This is a genomic window from Streptomyces sp. AHA2 (assembly GCF_036857595.1).
Taxonomy (GTDB): Bacteria; Actinomycetota; Actinomycetes; order Streptomycetales; family Streptomycetaceae; genus Streptomyces.
Map to the genome: position 1 here is coordinate 32,981 of NZ_JAUQWJ010000018.1, position 16,801 is coordinate 49,781.

17 protein-coding genes are annotated in these 16,801 nt (G+C 71.9%); 13 read left to right on the forward strand and 4 right to left on the reverse strand.

The annotated features are described in order from the left end of the window. Window positions 1-28 precede the first annotated feature (28 nt). Window positions 29-1,222: an RtcB family protein gene (locus tag Q5694_RS27485; protein ID WP_333936080.1), complete on the forward strand. Its 1,194-nt coding sequence runs from the start codon at window positions 29-31 to the stop codon at window positions 1,220-1,222. 14 nt (window positions 1,223-1,236) lie between these two features. Here Q5694_RS27485 and Q5694_RS27490 read toward each other — a convergent pair whose 3' ends face one another. The 3 genes from Q5694_RS27490 to Q5694_RS27500 all read right to left on the reverse strand — a co-directional run bounded on the left by Q5694_RS27490 (window position 1,237) and on the right by Q5694_RS27500 (window position 3,593). Next, window positions 1,237-2,013: an SDR family NAD(P)-dependent oxidoreductase gene (locus tag Q5694_RS27490; RefSeq protein ID WP_333936081.1), complete on the reverse strand. Its 777-nt coding sequence runs from the start codon at window positions 2,011-2,013 to the stop codon at window positions 1,237-1,239. Between the two features lie 221 nt (window positions 2,014-2,234). Next, on the reverse strand, window positions 2,235-2,570 hold the full coding sequence (locus Q5694_RS27495) for a YnfA family protein (RefSeq protein WP_333936082.1): 336 nt from the start codon (window positions 2,568-2,570) through the stop codon (window positions 2,235-2,237). Between the two features lie 198 nt (window positions 2,571-2,768). Next, the gene (locus Q5694_RS27500) at window positions 2,769-3,593 is read right to left on the reverse strand and encodes a helix-turn-helix domain-containing protein (RefSeq protein ID WP_333936083.1); all 825 of its coding nucleotides are present in this window, start codon (window positions 3,591-3,593) and stop codon (window positions 2,769-2,771) included. Window positions 3,594-3,655: 62 nt separating this feature from the next. Here Q5694_RS27500 and Q5694_RS27505 point away from each other — a divergent pair, with 62 nt between their 5' ends. From Q5694_RS27505 to Q5694_RS27525, 5 genes are all read left to right on the forward strand, one after another. Then, window positions 3,656-4,297 carry a TIGR03086 family metal-binding protein gene (locus Q5694_RS27505; protein WP_333936084.1) on the forward strand — a complete coding sequence of 214 codons (642 nt, stop codon included), beginning with the start codon at window positions 3,656-3,658 and terminating at the stop codon, window positions 4,295-4,297. 29 nt (window positions 4,298-4,326) lie between these two features. Next, the gene (locus tag Q5694_RS27510; protein WP_333936086.1) at window positions 4,327-5,394 is read left to right on the forward strand and encodes an LLM class flavin-dependent oxidoreductase; all 1,068 of its coding nucleotides are present in this window, start codon (window positions 4,327-4,329) and stop codon (window positions 5,392-5,394) included. Window positions 5,395-5,467: 73 nt separating this feature from the next. Then, the gene (locus tag Q5694_RS27515) at window positions 5,468-6,190 is read left to right on the forward strand and encodes a response regulator transcription factor (RefSeq protein ID WP_333936087.1); all 723 of its coding nucleotides are present in this window, start codon (window positions 5,468-5,470) and stop codon (window positions 6,188-6,190) included. Further along, complete coding sequence (locus Q5694_RS27520) at window positions 6,191-7,606, forward strand: sensor histidine kinase (protein WP_333936088.1); 1,416 nt, start codon at window positions 6,191-6,193, stop codon at window positions 7,604-7,606. Between the two features lie 88 nt (window positions 7,607-7,694). Beyond that, window positions 7,695-8,045: a hypothetical protein gene (locus Q5694_RS27525; protein WP_333936089.1), complete on the forward strand. Its 351-nt coding sequence runs from the start codon at window positions 7,695-7,697 to the stop codon at window positions 8,043-8,045. 31 nt (window positions 8,046-8,076) lie between these two features. On the opposite strand, the gene Q5694_RS27530 is transcribed toward Q5694_RS27525, so the two are convergent. Beyond that, on the reverse strand, window positions 8,077-8,514 hold the full coding sequence (locus Q5694_RS27530) for a hypothetical protein (protein WP_003974483.1): 438 nt from the start codon (window positions 8,512-8,514) through the stop codon (window positions 8,077-8,079). A gap of 508 nt (window positions 8,515-9,022) precedes the next feature. Here Q5694_RS27530 and hemL point away from each other — a divergent pair. From hemL to ccsB, 7 genes are all read left to right on the forward strand, one after another. Further along, complete coding sequence (gene hemL, locus Q5694_RS27535) at window positions 9,023-10,339, forward strand: glutamate-1-semialdehyde 2,1-aminomutase (RefSeq protein WP_333936099.1); 1,317 nt, start codon at window positions 9,023-9,025, stop codon at window positions 10,337-10,339. 20 nt (window positions 10,340-10,359) lie between these two features. Beyond that, window positions 10,360-11,049 (forward strand): histidine phosphatase family protein, encoded by a 690-nt coding sequence (locus Q5694_RS27540; protein WP_333936189.1) that lies wholly within the window; start codon window positions 10,360-10,362, stop codon window positions 11,047-11,049. A 137-nt stretch (window positions 11,050-11,186) separates the two neighbouring features. Beyond that, on the forward strand, window positions 11,187-12,482 hold the full coding sequence (locus tag Q5694_RS27545; protein WP_333936100.1) for a hypothetical protein: 1,296 nt from the start codon (window positions 11,187-11,189) through the stop codon (window positions 12,480-12,482). Window positions 12,483-12,548: 66 nt separating this feature from the next. Next, window positions 12,549-13,178, forward strand: coding sequence for a TlpA family protein disulfide reductase (locus Q5694_RS27550; protein WP_333936101.1), 630 nt, complete (start codon window positions 12,549-12,551; stop codon window positions 13,176-13,178). A 1-nt stretch (window position 13,179) separates the two neighbouring features. Beyond that, window positions 13,180-13,953 (forward strand): cytochrome c biogenesis CcdA family protein, encoded by a 774-nt coding sequence (locus tag Q5694_RS27555; protein ID WP_333936102.1) that lies wholly within the window; start codon window positions 13,180-13,182, stop codon window positions 13,951-13,953. A 3-nt stretch (window positions 13,954-13,956) separates the two neighbouring features. Further along, complete coding sequence (resB, locus tag Q5694_RS27560; RefSeq protein ID WP_333936103.1) at window positions 13,957-15,699, forward strand: cytochrome c biogenesis protein ResB; 1,743 nt, start codon at window positions 13,957-13,959, stop codon at window positions 15,697-15,699. Further along, window positions 15,696-16,775 (forward strand): c-type cytochrome biogenesis protein CcsB, encoded by a 1,080-nt coding sequence (gene ccsB / locus Q5694_RS27565; protein ID WP_333936104.1) that lies wholly within the window; start codon window positions 15,696-15,698, stop codon window positions 16,773-16,775. Before resB ends, ccsB begins: the two co-directional genes overlap by 4 nt. The last annotated feature ends 26 nt before the right edge of the window (window positions 16,776-16,801 follow it).

Genomic DNA, 16,801 nt, shown 5'->3' on the forward strand with positions numbered 1-16,801 from the left:
TGCTGGTTTACGGGGGATTGAGGACGATATGTCGTATGTAGAGATGCCGGGTGCGAAGGTGCCGATCCGGATGTGGACCGACCCGGCGACGGTCGAGGACTCGGCGCTCCAGCAGCTCCGCAACGTCGCGACGCTGCCATGGATCAAGGGCCTGGCCGTCATGCCGGACGTCCATTACGGCAAGGGCGCGACGGTCGGCTCGGTCATCGCCATGCAGGGCGCGGTGTGCCCGGCCGCGGTCGGCGTGGACATCGGCTGCGGCATGTCGGCGGTGCGGACGTCTCTGACGGTGAACGACCTCCCGGGCGACCTGTCCCGGCTGCGCTCGAAGATCGAGCAGGCCATCCCGGTGGGCCGGGGGATGCACGACGACCCGGTCGACCCGGGCCGTTTCCACGGCATGGCGACCGGCGGCTGGGACGACTTCTGGGGGCGGTTCGACGGGGTGGCGGAAGCGGTCAAGTTCCGTCACGAACGGGCCGGAAAGCAGATGGGAACGCTCGGAAGCGGAAACCACTTTGTCGACGTCTGCACGGATACGACCGGTTCCGTATGGCTGATGCTGCACTCCGGTTCCCGCAACATCGGCAAGGAACTGGCCGAGCACCACATCGGCGTGGCCCGGAAGCTCCCGCACAACCAGGGCCTGGTCGACCGCGACCTCGCCGTCTTCGTGGCGGACACCCCGCAGATGGCGGCCTACCGCAACGACCTGTTCTGGGCGCAGGAGTACGCGAAGTACAACCGCTCGATCATGATGGCGCTCCTGAAGGACGTGGTCCGCAAGGAGTTCAAGAAGGCGAAGCCCGTCTTCGAGCCGGAGATCAGCGCGCACCACAACTACGTGGCCGAGGAGCGCTACGACGGCATGGACCTGCTCGTCACCCGCAAGGGGGCGATCCGGGCCGGTTCCGGCGAGTACGGGATCATCCCGGGTTCCATGGGCACGGGTTCGTACATCGTGAAGGGGCTCGGCAACGCGAAGTCCTTCAACTCCGCCTCGCACGGCGCGGGTCGGCGCATGAGCCGGACGGCGGCCAAGCGCCGGTTCACGACGAAGGACCTGGAGCGGCAGACCGAGGGCGTGGAGTGCCGCAAGGACTCCGGTGTCGTCGACGAGATCCCCGGCGCCTACAAGCCGATCGAGCAGGTCATCGACCAGCAGCGGGACCTGGTCGAGGTCGTGGCCAAGCTCAAGCAGGTCGTCTGTGTGAAGGGCTGACCGCCGGCCCGGCCCTACGCCTCCCGGTGCACCTTGGTGTTGGAGGCCTGGGCGCGGGGGCGGAGGACCAGGAGGTCGACGTTGACGTGGGCGGGGCGGGTGACCGCCCACGTGATCGTCTCGGCCACGTCGTCGGCCGTGAGGGGCTCGGCGACGCCCTGGTAGACCTTCTCCGCCTTCTCCTTGTCGCCGCCGAAGCGGGTCAGGGCGAACTCCTCCGTCCGGACCATGCCGGGGGCGATCTCGATGACGCGGACCGGCTGTCCGACGATCTCCAGACGCAGGGTCTCGGCCAGGACGTGTGCGCCGTGCTTGGCGGCGACGTAGCCCCCGCCGCCCTCGTAGGTGCCGTGGCCGGCGGTGGAGGAGACGACCACGACCGTGCCGTCGCCGCTCTCGATCAGCTTGGGCAGCAGGGCCTGGGTGAGGTTGAGGGTGCCGATGACGTTGGTCTCGTACATCCGGCGCCAGTCGGCCGGGTCGCCGGTGGCGACCGGGTCGGCGCCGAGCGCTCCGCCCGCGTTGTTGACCAGGACGCCGATCGTGGTGAAGGCGGTGGCGAACTCGTCCACGGCGGCGCGGTCGGTGACGTCGAGGGGGTAGGCCGTGGCCTGGTGGCCCGCCTTGATGATCTCCTCGGCCAGGGCCTCGATGCGGTCCTTGCGGCGCGCGGTCAGGACGACGCGGTAGCCCGCGGCGGCGAGCTGCCGGGCCGTGGCGGCGCCGATGCCGCTGCTCGCACCCGTGACGACGGCGATGCGGGAGGCGGCGGACGGGGCGGCGGTGGCCATGGGTGCTCCTCGGACGGGTGCGGGCGGGGTGCGGCGGGTCGCGTGTCCGGCCCGGCGGACGGACCTGGCGTCAGGATAGGCGGGGCCCGCGGCGCGCGGCGCGGGTGCCCGGACGGTGGGCGGGCCCGTCCGGCCGCCGGGGAGGCGCGCGGGGCCCTGGGTGGACCCCCGGGCCGTCCGTGGTGTGGGCCGGGCCGTCCGGTGCGCGTGCGGGCCCGGGGTCACTCGCCCCGGGGGGCGTACATGATGACGGCCATGCCGGCCAGGCAGATCAGCGCGCCCGTGATGTCCCAGCGGTCCGGACGGTAGCCGTCCGCGACGACGCCCCACAGGATCGAGCCGGCGACGAAGATGCCGCCGTACGCGGCGAGGACGCGGCCGAAGTGGGCGTCGGGCTGGAACGTCGCGACGAAGCCGTAGGCGCCGAGGGCGAGGACGCCGCCGGCCGCCCAGAGCCAGCCCTTGTGTTCGCGTACGCCCTGCCAGACGAGCCAGGCGCCGCCGATCTCCAGGAGGGCGGCGAGGGCGAACAGGGCGGCGGAGCGGAGCACGGACATGGCGGTCAGCTTCGCATGCCGGTTCGCGGTGAGGCCGGGCGCCGGCCACGGCGGGTCCGCCGTCGCGGGCCGGCGCTTCCACAGGTCGTCGCGGGCCGGTGCTCCCTCGCCGGTCGTGATCCTCCGCCGGTCGTCGCGGGCCGGTGCTCGCCGGTCAGCCGCCGGGGTTCTCGGCGTCGTGGCGCTCGCCGCCCGGTCTCAGCGCTCGCCGCGCGCCTCCGCCGCGTAGACCGTCGGCGGTACGCCCACCGTCGCCGTGAAGTCCCGTACGAGGTGGGCCTGGTCGGCGTAGCCGAGGTCGGTGGCGAGGGCCGCCCAGTCGATGCCGGTGCGGGTGCCGGCCAGTTCCAGGGCCTCGTGGATGCGGTAGCGGAGGATGACCCACTTCGGGCTGACGCCCACGTACGCCGAGAAGAGCCGTTGCAGCGCCCGTACCGACAGGCCCCGCTCGCGGGCGAGGTCGCCGACCCTGCGGACGGTGCGGTCGGCGCGGATCCGCCGGACCAGGTCGATCGCGAGGTCGGCCTGTCCGTCCGGGGCGCACGGCCGGGAGAGCAGGAAGTCGTCCAGGGCGGTCACGCGGGCGCGGTCGCCGGTGGCGGTGACGATCCGGCGGGCGGTGTCGCCGGTGGCGCCGGGGAGCACCTCGTGGGCGGGCAGGGCGCGGCCGGTCCAGCGGGAGACGGGGATCCGGGGGGCGTAGGGCCGGAAGCCGCCGGGGCGGAACTTGACCCCGCAGACGCGTCCCGGCCCGCTCAGCTTCCTGGTGTACAGGCCGAGGGCCACGCCGGTGACCTCGGCGTACGGGGGGCCGTCGTCCTCGTCCCACTGGAAGGTGAGGTTGACGCAGGGGTGCGGGACGATGTGGGAGGCGTAGGGGGCGGGCAGGTCCCAGTCGATGAGCCAGTACCACTCGACGTACCGCCGCAGCGCGGGCGCGGGCTCGTGGCGGCGGAATCGCACGCGGTCCAGCAGACCGGACGGGTCGACGATCCCCCGGGTGTCGTCGCGGGGTGCCTCCATGGCCGGATGGTACGTCGCGTTTGTTCAAGAAGGGCAGACCCGGGCCTGCGTACGGTCGGGGCATGGAGACGAACGCGAGTCGGACGCGGGGCATCGGTGAGCTGCTGGGGCTGGCCCGGGAGCGGGCGGTGCCGGTGGTGCGGGGGATCGGGGACACGGCGCTGGCGGCTCCGACGCCGTGTGCCGAGTACGACGTGCGGGCGCTGGTGAATCACCTCTTCCAGGTGGTCGTGCAGTTCCAGCGGCTGGCCGCGAAGGAGGAGGCGGACTTCGGTGCGACGGCCGACGTGGTCGCCGAGGGGCATGACTGGCGGGAGCGGCTGGCGCGGGAGGCGGACCGGCTGGTGGCGGTCTGGTCGGCGCCCGGGGCCGAGGAGGGGACGACCGGGGCGATGGGCATGCCGGCGCGGCTGGTGGGGTCGATGGCACTGCTGGACCTGACCGTGCACGCGTGGGACCTGGCGCGGGCGACCGGCCAGGACTTCCCGGGGCCGGACGACGCGGTCCTGGCGGAGCTGACCGGCGCGGTGGCGGAGCTGGCGCCGACGGCCCGGGCGATGGGCGTGTTCGGGGAGCCGGTGGCGGTGCCGGAGGGCGCGTCGGCGTTCGAGCGGCTGCTCGCGCAGACGGGCAGGACCCCCGGCGGGGAACCCGTGCGCGGGGAACAGACCCCTGCGGGCGGCCGTTCTCCAGGTTATAGTTGAACGGTAAACAACCTGGAGGGTGAGCGACCATGCAGTTCGGGATCTTCAGCGTCGGCGACGTCACGCCCGACCCGACCACCGGCCGGACGCCGACCGAGCGCGAGCGGATCAAGGCCATGGTCGCCATCGCGCTGAAGGCCGAGGAGGCCGGGCTCGACGTCTTCGCGACCGGTGAGCACCACAACCCGCCGTTCGTGCCGTCCTCGCCCACCACCATGCTCGGCTACATCGCCGCCCGCACCGAGCGGCTGATCCTCTCCACGGCCACCACCCTCATCACCACCAACGACCCGGTGAAGATCGCCGAGGACTTCGCGATGCTCCAGCACCTGGCCGACGGCCGGGTCGACCTGATGCTGGGCCGCGGCAACACCGCCCCGGTCTACCCCTGGTTCGGCCAGGACATACGCCAGGGCATCCCGCTCGCGCTGGAGAACTACGCCCTGCTGCACCGGCTGTGGCGCGAGGAGGACGTCGACTGGGAGGGCAGGTTCCGCACGCCCCTGCAGGGCTTCACCGCGACGCCGCGCCCGCTGGACGGCGTACCGCCGTTCGTCTGGCACGGCTCGATCCGCTCGCCCGAGATCGCCGAGCAGGCCGCGTACTACGGCGACGGCTTCTTCCACAACAACATCTTCTGGCCGGCCGACCACACCCGGCGCATGGTCGAGCTGTACCGGGAGCGCTACGCGCACTACGGGCACGGCACGCCCGAGCAGGCGATCGTCGGCCTCGGCGGGCACGTGTTCATGCGGAAGAACTCGCAGGACGCGGTGCGCGAGTTCCGCCCCTACTTCGACGTCGCGCCGGTGTACGGGCACGGGCCGTCGCTGGAGGACTTCCAGGACCAGACGCCGCTGACGGTGGGCTCCCCGCAGCAGGTGATCGAGAAGACCCTGGCCTTCCGCGAGTACGCCGGTGACTACCAGCGCCAGCTGTTCCTCGTCGACCACGCCGGGCTGCCGCTGAAGACCGTCCTGGAGCAGATCGACATCCTCGGCGAGGAGGTCGTGCCGGTGCTGCGCAAGGAGTTCGCCGTGGACCGCCCGGCGGACGTGCCGGACGCCCCGACGCACGCCTCCCGGCTGGCCCGGTGAGAGGGCAGTAAGAAGGACGCCGCGGCACAGCCCGTGCCGTTCCCGGGACCGTGCGGCTTGGCACACTGGACGCGTGCCCCACACCGTGCTGCTCGCCGAAGACGACCGCGCCATCCGCAACGCCCTGGAGCGCGCCCTGACCCTGGAGGGATACCAGGTCGTGGCGGTCGCCGACGGCGTCGAGGCGCTGGCGCAGGCCCACCGCAACCGCCCCGACGTCCTGGTCCTGGACGTGATGATGCCCGGCATCGACGGGCTGCAGGTGTGCCGGGTGCTGCGCGCCGAGGGGGACCGCACGCCGGTGCTGATGCTGACCGCCCTCGTGGAGACCGCCGACCGCATCGCCGGGCTGGACGCGGGCGCCGACGACTACGTGGTCAAGCCCTTCGACGTCGAGGAGGTCTTCGCCCGGCTGCGCGCCCTGCTGCGCCGCACCAGCCCGGTGGGGGCCGGCAGCGCGGCCGTCCCCGCCGAGGCGCCCCGGCCGGAGCCCGGCCGGTTCGTCGAGGCCGCCGGCATCCGCATGGACCCGCAGGCGCGCCGGGCCTGGCGCGGCCCGCGCGAGCTGGAGCTGACCCGCACCGAGTTCGAGCTGCTGGAACTGCTCGTGCGCAACGCCGGCATCGTCCTGGACCACTCCACGATCTACGACCGCATCTGGGGCTACGACTTCGGCCCCGGCTCCAAGAACCTCGCCGTCTACGTCGGCTACCTGCGCCGCAAGCTCGACGAGCCGGACGCGCCGCAGCTGATCCACACGGTGCGCGGCGTGGGTTACGTGCTGCGGGAGGACTGAGTGGGCCGCCTGGGCCGGCTGGTCGCCGGACGCCGGCCGAAGCTGGTCTCGCTGCGCACCACCCTGGCCGTGTCGTTCGCGGTGGTGACGGCGGCCGTGACGATCCTGGTCGGCATCCTGTCCTACAGCGCGGCGGCCCGGCTGGTGCGGGTGGACCAGCAGACGGTGTTCGACGAGGTCGTGCAGGACCTGCGTGACGAGGTGCGCCAGAACCGCATGGCGCCCGGCGACTTCTCCTCCGCCGCGCCCGGGCACGACCTGGTGCGGCCGGCCCGCACGGACGTGCAGGTGCTCGGCCCCGACGGGCGCGTCGTCGACCGGGGCAGCCCGGGCCTGCCGGTCACCGGCACCGATGTGCGGATCGCGGGGGCGAGGGCCTCCGGGCAGGTCGCCCAGCACCGGGACGTCGACGTCGGCGACGACGTCTACCGCGTCGCGACGGTGTCCCTGGGCGGCGGGCGGGGCGCGGTGCAGATCGCGCAGGAGTTCAGCGACGTCGAGGACCTGCTGCGGGTCCTCCAGCGGCGGACGCTGCTGCTGGTGGCCGCCGTCGTGGTCGGCGCCGGGCTGTTCGGCTGGTGGCTGGCCCGGCGCATCACGCGCCGCCTGGTCGTGCTCACCGACGCCGCCGAGGACGTCGCCCGCACCCGCCGCCTGGGCGTCCAGGTGCCCGTCGCCGGGAACGACGAGGTGGGCCGGCTGGGCCGGGCCTTCGACCGCATGCTGGGCCGGCTCGCCCAGTCGGAGGAGGACCAGCGGCGGCTGGTGCAGGACGCCGGCCACGAGCTGCGGACGCCGCTGACCTCGCTGCGCACGAGCATCTCCCTGCTGCGCCGGATCGACGAACTGCCGCCGCGGGCCCGCGAGGAACTCGTCGCCGATCTGGGCCAGGAGGCACGTGAACTGACCGACCTGGTCAACGAACTGGTCGACCTGGCCGCCGGGCAGTCCGACACCGAGCCGCCGCAGCGCGTGGACGTCGCCGCCGTCGCACAGGAGGTGGCCGGGCTCGCCCGGCGCCGCAGCGGCCGGGAGATCGCGCTGCGCGCCAGCGGCGACACGACCACCGACGGGCGCCCCGGGATGCTGACCCGGGCGCTGTCCAACCTGGTCGAGAACGCCCTGAAGTTCGACCAGGGCGGCAGGCACCCCGTCGAGATCGCCGTCTCCGGCCCGGCCCGGCCCGGCACGATCCGCGTCGAGGTCCTCGACCGCGGCCCCGGCATCGCCGACCAGGACCTCGACCGCGTCTTCGACCGCTTCTACCGCGCCGCCGACGCCCGTTCCCTGCCGGGCTCGGGGCTGGGCCTGTCCATCGTGCGCGAGGTGGCGCTCGCCCACGGCGGCGCGCCGTTCGCGTACCGGCGGGAAGGGGGCGGGACGGTGATCGGCTTCACGGTGGGCGGCGGCACCTGACCGGCCCGCCGACGCGCGGCCCGGTATGCCGGTCGCGGCCCGGCACGTCACGGCCGTGTCCGGTTCGGGCGGTGGGTAGGCTGCCCCGATGCCTCTCGTAGAGATCACCTGCGCCCCGCACGTCCCCGAGGAGACGCTCCGCGAACTCGCCGCCGTCCTCCCGCACCTGGTGTCCCTGGCGGTGGAGTGCCCCGAGGAGCCCTACGACGGGGACCTGCAACCCGGTGACGTGGAGCTGCGCTTCCGGCGGCTGGGACCGCTGGACCGCAGCGGCCTGGACGTGGTCGTCGAGGTGCGGTCGAAGTGGTTCGAGAGCAGGGCGGCCGACCGCCAGGACCGGGTGGACGGCCTGCACGACGCCATCACGGCGGCGACGGGCCTGCGCGACGTCGGCGTCTACCTGTCGCTGCCGGTGGCCGCGTGGTCCCAGGGGGACTGACCGCACCCCGGCGCTCCCGCGAAACCGTCGCTCAGGGCCACACCAGGCAGTACGGCTGATGCCCCGCCTCGTGCAGCCGGTGGCTGAAGTCCTGCCACTCGTGCAGGAGTTGGTAGACGTTGAACGCGTCGCGGGGGCCGCCGCGGTCCGGGACCGTGGACCAGATGAAGGCCGCCGCTCCCACGGCCTCCTCGCCGATGCCGCGCAGCGGGTCGACGACCGTCATGGGGAGCTTGACCACCGCGTAGTCGGGGTGCAGCACGACCAGTTCCAGAGGCGGGACCTTGTGCAGGGGGACGCCCTCGATGCCCGTCAGCACCATCGCGGCCATGGTCTCCGGCTTGATCTTGGTGAACATGCCGTTCATGCCGAGCTCGTCGCCGCCGAGCTCCTCGGGGCGCATCGAGATCGGGACACGGGCCGCGGTCGCACCGTCGGGCGCGCCGAAGTACTTGTACGTCACCCCCACCCGACCACCATTCCTGCTCCCCGCCCGAAGATCGTCCGCTCGGCGTTCAGTACGTCCGTCGAGGCGCTCCGGTTCATCGGGACGGCCCTGCGTCCGACGTGCTTCCTGCGTGTCCTCCGCCTCGCGCCGGTGCCTTCCCCGCCGGGCACGTCGAGGACCCAGGTCATCAGTCCCCTCGCCCAGTCCGCCACCGCGATGCATATCTCCACCCGACTGCTTTTCTAGGACGCGTCGCCCCCGCCGCGCAACCCGATCATCGTGTCAGTGACCTCCCCCACGGCCGCACGCCGAAACGTGCGCTGAAGACATCCGTCCGCGGGACCTTCGCAGCCTCTGACCACGCCGGGCCGTTCGAGCTGTGTGTATCAGGGACCAGTCTCGCAGACGCCGGCGCCCCCGGGACCGGGTTGTCCCACGCCCCGGTCCGCGGGCCCCCTGGCCTACCCTGAACAGGTCACTGGCACCCGGAGTCCGACTACGTCGGAGAAGGTCGGAGAAGTCGCAGGTCATGAGCGAACTCGCATATCCGTATGAAGCACCGGCCTCGCAGGCTCTGTTCGACCGCGCGGCGGCCGTCACGCCCGGCGGCGTCAACTCCCCGGTGCGGGCCTTCCGGGCCGTCGGCGGCACGCCGCGGTTCATGGTCTCCGGCAGGGGCCCCTACCTGACCGACGCGGACGGGCGGGAGTACGTCGACCTCGTCTGCTCCTGGGGGCCCATGATCCTCGGGCACTCCCACCCCGAGGTGATCGCCGCCGTGCAGGAGGCCGTCGCCCGCGGCACGTCCTTCGGCACGCCCGGTGAGGGCGAGGTCGCGCTCGCCGAGGAGATGGCCTCCCGCATCGCGCCGCTGGAGCAGGTGCGGCTGGTGTCCAGCGGCACCGAGGCGACCATGTCGGCGATCCGCCTCGCGCGCGGGTTCACGCGGCGCACCAAGGTGATCAAGTTCGCCGGGTGCTACCACGGGCACGTCGACTCGCTGCTCGCCGCGGCCGGCAGCGGCGTCGCCACCTTCGCCCTGCCCGACACCCCCGGCGTCACGGGCGCGCAGGCCGGCGACACGATCGTGCTGCCGTACAACGACCTCGACGCCGTGCGTGAGGCCTTCCGGGCCCACCCCGGCGAGATCGCCTGCGTGATCACCGAGGCGTCCCCGGGCAACATGGGCGTCGTCCCGCCCGCCGACGGCTTCAACCAGGGACTGAAGGACGTCTGCGCCGACAACGGCGCCCTGTACATCTCCGACGAGGTCATGACCGGCTTCCGGACCAGCCGCGCCGGGTGGTTCGGGGTCGACGGCGTCGTCCCGGACCTGATGACGTTCGGCAAGGTCATGGGCGGCGGCTTCCCCGCCGCGGCCTTCGGCGGCCGCGCGGACGTGATGGCCCACCTCGCCCCGGCCGGGCCCGTCTACCAGGCCGGCACCCTCTCCGGTAACCCCGTCGCCACCGCCGCCGGGCTCGCCCAGCTGCGGCTCCTCGACGACGCGGCCTACGCGAAGGTGGACGCCGTGTCGAAGGAGATCCAGGGCCTGGTCACCGAGGCGCTGAGCAAGGAGGGCGTCGCGCACCGGCTGCAGACCGCCTCCAACATGTTCTCGGTGTTCTTCACCGACCGGCCGGTGCGCGACTACGAGGACGCCAAGACCCAGGAGTCCTTCCGCTACACCGCGTTCTTCCACTCGCTGCTGGCGAACGGCGTCTACCTGCCGCCGTCCTCCTTCGAGTCCTGGTTCGTGTCCACCGCGCACGACGAGCGGGCCGTGCAGCGCATCGCGGACGCCCTTCCCGCGGCGGCCCGCGCGGCGGCGGAGGCGACGGCATGAGCGAGGGGACGGACAACGGAATGACCACCGAGACCAACGACGACCTCACCGTGGTGCACCTCATGCGGCACGGCGAGGTCGCCAACCCGGACGGCATCCTCTACGGGCGGCTGCCCGGCTACCACCTGTCCGACCTGGGCCGGCGCATGGCCGACCGGGTCGCCGAGCACCTGGCGAACCGCGACGTGACCTACGTCGTCGCCTCGCCGCTGGAGCGGGCGCAGGAGACGGCCGAGCCGATCGCCAAGGCGCACGGGCTGGACCTGGCGACCGACGAGCGGCTGATCGAGGCCGAGAACATCTTCCAGGGCAAGACGTTCGGCGTCGGCGACGGTGCCCTGCGCAAGCCGAACAACTGGAAGCACCTGGTCAACCCGTTCCGGCCGTCCTGGGGCGAGCCGTACGTCGACCAGGTGGTGCGCATGATGGGCGCGCTGGGCGCCGCCAAGGACCAGGCCCGCGGGCACGAGGCGGTCGTGGTCAGTCACCAACTGCCCATCTGGATCGTCCGGTCCTACGTCGAGCGGCGGCGGTTGTGGCACGACCCGCGCCGGCGCCAGTGCACCCTCGCGTCCCTGACGACGTTCACCTACCGCGGTGACCGCATCGTCTCGGTCGGCTATTCGGAACCGGCCCGCGATCTGGTGCCGCCGCACCTGCGCGCCGGCGCCAGGCCGGTGAAGGGTCAGAGCAAGGGCTTCGGCGCGTAGGCCCCGGACCACTGCCCGACCCTTTCTGATCGTTTACGACTGTTCCGTTACGGAATCTGCGCATCTTGGCGGAACCTCCCCGTTCGTCACGTCCTCTGACTGGGTGACCACCAGAGAACGTGACGATCGGGGATGCAATGCGCCCACTCACCCGCAGGGGAATGCTCGGACTCGGCGCGGGTGCCGCGGCCGCCGTCTCGCTCGCCGGCTGCGGCGGCCTCACGGGGGCGGACGACGACGGCCGCGCCGGCGGTTCCGGGGACGGCGACCGCGCCCAGGGCCGGGCCCGGCCCAAGCCCGCCGCCCGGCCGATCGGCGACGGCTCCACCGCCTACACCGGCCCCCAGCCCCACCAGCCGGGCAAGCCCCGGCCGCTGGAGCCGGGTCAGACCCCGCCGCAGTTCGTGGTGTTCTCCTGGGACGGAGCCGGCGAGGTCGGCAACGGCCTCTTCCCGCGCTTCCTGGACCTCGCCAAGGAGCACGGCGCGAGCATGACCTTCTTCCTGTCCGGGCTGTACCTGCTGCCCGAGTCGAAGAAGCGCCTGTACAACCCGCCGAACAACCCGCGCGGCGCCTCCGACATCGGCTACCTCACCGACGCGCACATCAAGGACACCCTCAAGAACGTCCGGCGCGCCTGGCTGGAGGGCCACGAGATCGGCACGCACTTCAACGGGCACTTCTGCGGCGACTCCCACGGCTCGGTGAAGCACTGGACGCCGCGGCAGTGGCGCAGCGAGATCGACCAGGCGAAGTCCTTCGTCACGCGGTGGCGCACCCACACCGGCTGGACCGACCTGCCGTCGCTGCCCTTCGACTACGACAAGGAGCTGGTGGGCGGCCGCACACCCTGCCTGCTCGGCCAGGACAACCTGCTGCCCACCGCCCGGGACCTGGGCTGGCGCTACGACGCCTCCTCGTCCGGCGGCCTCCAGGTCTGGCCGCGCAAGCGCCAGGGCATCTGGGACCTGCCCCTGCAGCAGATACCTTTCCCCGGCCGCGGCTTCGAGGTCCTGTCGATGGACTACAACATGCTGGCCAACCAGTCCCTGAACTCCACCAAGGCCCCCGCGCACAACTACCCGGGCTGGCGGAAGCAGTCGGCCCAGGCGTACATCCAGGGATTCAAGCGGGCATACGAGACGAACCGGGCGCCGCTGTTCATCGGCAACCACTTCGAGGAGTGGAACGGCGGCATCTACATGGACGCCGTCGAGGAGGCGTTCCAGCACATCGCGCGGGAGAAGGAGAAGGGCGCGGATGTGCGTCTCGTCTCCTTCCGGCAGTTCACCGACTGGCTCGACGTGCAAAAGCCCGAGGTGCTCGACAAGCTCCGTACGCTCGGCGTCGGGCAGCAGCCGGCCGGTGGCTGGCGGAAGTTCACCTCACCGGCGTCCGCGCCGAGCGGGAAGGCCTCGCGGAACGCCGCCTGAAATGCGGTTTTCCGCCCGCAAGGGGGGTGGGCGAGAGCCACTGAACGGACATGCGAAACTTTTCACATGAGTGCCGCCAGCCGCGCCCCCCTGCGCTCGAACCGCACCCGCCGTGTCCGTCGTGACGCCGTGCTGACCGCCGGTCTCGCCGCGACCGCGCTGCTCGTGACCGCGTGCGGTTCGGGCGGCACCTCCGGCGGGGGCGGCAACACCAACTTCGTCACCGGCACCGACGGCATCGCCACGGTCGCCCGGGGCGAGCGCACCCAGGCGCCCGAGCTGTCCGGCAAGACCATCGCCGGCAAGACGCTCGACGTGGCCGACTACAAGGGCAAGGTCGTCGTCCTCAACGTGTGGGGCTCCTGGTGCAACCCCTGCCGGGCCGAGGCCAAGTACTTCGCGAAGGTCTCCAAGGCCTACTCCGGCAAGGGCGTGCAGTTCGTCGGCATCAACACCCGGGACACCTCCACCGGCGCGGCCCTGGCCTTCGAGGAGGACTGGGGCATCACCTACCCCAGCCTCTACGACCCCACCGGCAAGCTGCTGCTGCGCTTCAAGAAGGGCACGCTCAACCCGCAGGCGATCCCCTCCACGCTCATCCTGGACCGGGAGGGCAAGGTCGCGGCCCGCTCGCTGTCGGCGCTCAGCGAGGAACGGCTGCTGAAGATGCTCAAGCCGGTCGTCGCGGAGAAGTGACGTGAGCGCCGTCACCACGCTCGCCGCGGCCACCGACCCCAACGGCACCGTCCTGCAGGGCGCCCTGCTGGTGGCCCTGCCGATCGCGCTGCTCGGTGGGCTCGTCTCCTTCTTCTCCCCGTGCGTCCTGCCGCTGGTGCCGGGATACCTCTCCTACGTCACCGGGGTCGCCGGAACCGACCTCGCCGACGCCCGGCGCGGCCGGATGGCCGCGGGCGCCTCGCTGTTCGTGCTCGGCTTCACCGTCGTGTTCGTCTCGTCCGGGGCGCTGTTCGGCTACTTCGGCGCCGAGCTCCAGGAGTACCGGGACGTCCTGTCCAAGGTGCTCGGCGTTCTCATGATCGTCCTGGGTGTCTTCTTCATGGGCCTGATGCCCTGGTTCACCCAGCGCGAGTTCCGTTTCCACCGCAGGCCGGTGGCCGGGCTGGCCGGCGCCCCCCTGCTCGGCGCCCTCTTCGGCATCGGCTGGACGCCCTGCATCGGGCCGACACTCGCCTCGGTGCTCGCGCTCTCCTCGGATCAGGGCAGCGCCGGGCGCGGGGCCGTGCTGACCGTGGCGTACTGTCTGGGCCTGGGCGTGCCCTTCGTGCTCGCCGCGGTCGCCTTCCGCAAGGCCCTCGGCGCCTTCGGCTGGATCAAGCGCCACTACGTCTGGGTGATGCGGGTCGGCGGCATCATGATGATCGTGACCGGTCTGCTGCTGCTGACCGGCGCGTGGGACCGCATCGTGCAGGAGATGCAGGTCTGGTCCGACGGCTTCACTGTGGGGATCTGATCGATGAGCAAGACCACCGCCTCCGACCCGGCCCCGTCCGCCGCCGAGGACCAGGACCTGGACGCCGCCGGCTCCCAGTTGTCCACCGCCCCCAAGGAGGAGGCACCGCACCTGCCCGCCCTGGGCGTCATCGGCTGGGCCCGCTGGTTCTGGCGGCAGCTCACCTCGATGCGCGTCGCGCTGCTGCTGCTCCTGCTGCTCTCCCTCGGCGCGATCCCCGGCTCGCTGATCCCGCAGACCGGCCAGGACGAGACGAAGGTCGCCGACTTCCGCGAGGCGCACCCCACCCTCTCGGACGTGTACGACAAGCTCGGCATGTTCCACGTGTACAGCTCGGTGTGGTTCTCCGCGATCTACATCCTGCTGTTCGTGTCCCTCATCGGCTGCATCGTGCCCCGCACCTGGCAGTTCGTGGGCCAGCTGCGCGGCCGTCCGCCGGGCGCGCCCAAGCGCCTGACCCGGCTGCCCGCGCACACCACCTGGCGCACCACGGCCGAGCCCGAGCAGGTCCGCGAGGCGGCCCTGGCCCTGCTGAAGAAGCGCCGCTTCCGCGCCCACCTCGCCGGTGACGCCGTCGCCGCCGAGAAGGGCTACCTGCGCGAGGTCGGCAACCTGGTCTTCCACATCGCCCTGATCGTGATGCTGGTCGCCTTCGCCTGGGGCCAGCTGTACAAGTCGGAGGGCAACAAGCTGATCGTCGAGGGCCAGGGCTTCTCCAACACGCTGACCCAGTACGACGACTTCAAGTCGGGCAGTCTCTTCACCTCCGACGACCTGGTGCCCTTCAGCTTCAACCTGAAGAAGTTCACCGGCAGCTACGAGCGCACCGGCCCCAACAAGGGCACCCCGCGCGTCTACAAGGCCGACCTGACCTACAGCTCGGGCGCCTACGGCGAGGACCGGAACGCCACGGTCGAGGTGAACCACCCGCTGGAGATCGGCGACTCCAAGGTCTACCTCGTCAGCCACGGCTACGCCCCCGTCATCACCGTCCGCGACGGCAAGGGGAAGGTGGTCTTCGACGACGCAGTGCCGCTGCTGCCGCTAGACGCCAACGTCACCTCCTCCGGTGTCGTCAAGGTCCTCGACGGCTACCGCAACCCGCAGGGCAAGAAGGAACAGCTCGGCTTCAACGCGTTCTTCGTGCCGACGTTCGGCGGGTCCGCCAGCGGCACGATGCTGTCGCAGTTCCCCGCGCTGGACTACCCGGTGCTCGCGCTGTCCGCCTACCACGGCGACCTGGGGGCCGACTCGGGCATCCCGCAGAGCGTGTACCAGATGGACAAGAAGAACATGAAGGAGTTCAAGGACTCCAAGGGCAAGCTGTTCAAGAAGCTGCTGCGGCCCGGCGAGACCATGAAGCTCCCGAACGGCGCCGGTTCGGTCACCGTCGGCGAGGACGTCAAGGAGTGGGCCGGCTTCCAGGTCGTGCAGCAGCCCGGCAGCGGCTGGGCCCTCGCCGGCGCCCTCGCCGCGATCGGCGGCCTGGCGGCCTCCCTGTTCATCCAGCGCCGCCGCGTCTGGGTGCGCGCGGTCCGCGGCGCCGACGGCGTCACGGTCGTCGAGATGGCCGGTCTCGGCCGCAGCGAATCCGCCAAGGTCCCCGAGGAGCTGGGCGACCTCGCCGGTGCGCTCTACGAGCGGGCCCCGGGTGCGCCCGGCCCCGCAGACTCCCCCGACCCCGACCTCGATCAGGAGCCGGGATCCGAAACCCCCGTACCCGCCGAAGGGGCTGAGAAGCAGTGACTCTCGCCGCCGCCACCAACGAAAACCTCGCGCAGATCAGCAATGTGCTGATCTACTCCGCGATGGCCGTCTACACCCTGGCCTTCTTCGCGTACATCGCGGAGTGGCTCTTCGGCAGCCGCAGCAAGGTCGCCCGCACGGCCGCCGCGCTCACGGCCGACCCGGCGGCGAAGAAGGCGCCGGCCGTCACGGTCCACAAGGCCGGCGGCACCACCGTGCTGGAGCGGCCGAAGGTCACCGTGCGGGCCGCCGCCGGCCGGCGGGACGTGCCCGACGGGCCCGGGGCGCACGGCGGTGACGAGCAGGGCGACCTGTACGGCCGCATCGCCGTCTCCCTGACGGTGCTGGCGTTCCTGGTCGAACTGGGCGGCGTCATCGCCCGCGCGGCCTCGGTGGAGCGGGCCCCGTGGGGCAACATGTACGAGTTCAACATCACGTTCTCCACGGTCGCGGTCGGGGTGTACCTCGGACTGCTGGCGCTGAAGAAGAACGTGCGCTGGCTCGGCCTGTTCCTGACCACGGCGGTCCTGCTGGACCTGGGCCTGGCCGTCACGGTCCTCTACACGGCCAGCGACCAGCTCGTCCCGGCGCTGCACTCGTACTGGCTGTACATCCACGTCTCCACGGCGATCTTCTGCGGCGCGGTCTTCTACGTGGGCGCGATGGCCACGATCCTGTACCTGTTCAAGGACTCCTACGAGACCAAGCTGGCGGGCGGCGGCAAGCCGGGCACCTTCGCGACCTCGGTCCTGGAGCGGCTGCCCTCCGCGGCCTCCCTCGACAAGTTCTCCTACCGCGTCAACGCGGCCGTCTTCCCGCTGTGGACGTTCACGATCATCGCGGGCGCCATCTGGGCCGGCGACGCCTGGGGCCGCTACTGGGGCTGGGACCCCAAGGAGACCTGGTCCTTCATCACCTGGGTCGCCTACGCCGGCTACCTGCACGCCCGCGCCACGGCCGGCTGGAAGGGCCGCAAGGCCGCCTACCTGGCCCTGATCGCCTTCGGCTGCTGGCTCTTCAACTACTACGGGGTCAACATCTTCGTCTCCGGCAAGCACTCCTACGCGGGCGTCTGAGCCCCGTACCGGCGAAGGCCGGTTCC

Excerpts from the sequence above, each read along its gene's own strand:
- Q5694_RS27495 (WP_333936082.1), bottom strand. The coding sequence starts at position 2,570 with ATGTCCGTGCTCCGCTCCGCCGCCCTGTTCGCCCTCGCCGCCCTCCTG.
- Q5694_RS27540 (WP_333936189.1), top strand. The coding sequence starts at position 10,360 with ATGACCACCGAGACCAACGACGACCTCACCGTGGTGCACCTCATGCGG.
- Q5694_RS27500 (WP_333936083.1), bottom strand. The coding sequence starts at position 3,593 with ATGGAGGCACCCCGCGACGACACCCGGGGGATCGTCGACCCGTCCGGT.
- Q5694_RS27545 (WP_333936100.1), top strand. The coding sequence starts at position 11,187 with ATGCGCCCACTCACCCGCAGGGGAATGCTCGGACTCGGCGCGGGTGCC.
- Q5694_RS27550 (WP_333936101.1), top strand. The coding sequence starts at position 12,549 with ATGAGTGCCGCCAGCCGCGCCCCCCTGCGCTCGAACCGCACCCGCCGT.
- resB (WP_333936103.1), top strand. The coding sequence starts at position 13,957 with ATGAGCAAGACCACCGCCTCCGACCCGGCCCCGTCCGCCGCCGAGGAC.
- Q5694_RS27510 (WP_333936086.1), top strand. The coding sequence starts at position 4,327 with ATGCAGTTCGGGATCTTCAGCGTCGGCGACGTCACGCCCGACCCGACC.
- Q5694_RS27485 (WP_333936080.1), top strand. The coding sequence starts at position 29 with ATGTCGTATGTAGAGATGCCGGGTGCGAAGGTGCCGATCCGGATGTGG.
- Q5694_RS27525 (WP_333936089.1), top strand. The coding sequence starts at position 7,695 with ATGCCTCTCGTAGAGATCACCTGCGCCCCGCACGTCCCCGAGGAGACG.
- Q5694_RS27505 (WP_333936084.1), top strand. The coding sequence starts at position 3,656 with ATGGAGACGAACGCGAGTCGGACGCGGGGCATCGGTGAGCTGCTGGGG.
- hemL (WP_333936099.1), top strand. The coding sequence starts at position 9,023 with ATGAGCGAACTCGCATATCCGTATGAAGCACCGGCCTCGCAGGCTCTG.
- Q5694_RS27490 (WP_333936081.1), bottom strand. The coding sequence starts at position 2,013 with ATGGCCACCGCCGCCCCGTCCGCCGCCTCCCGCATCGCCGTCGTCACG.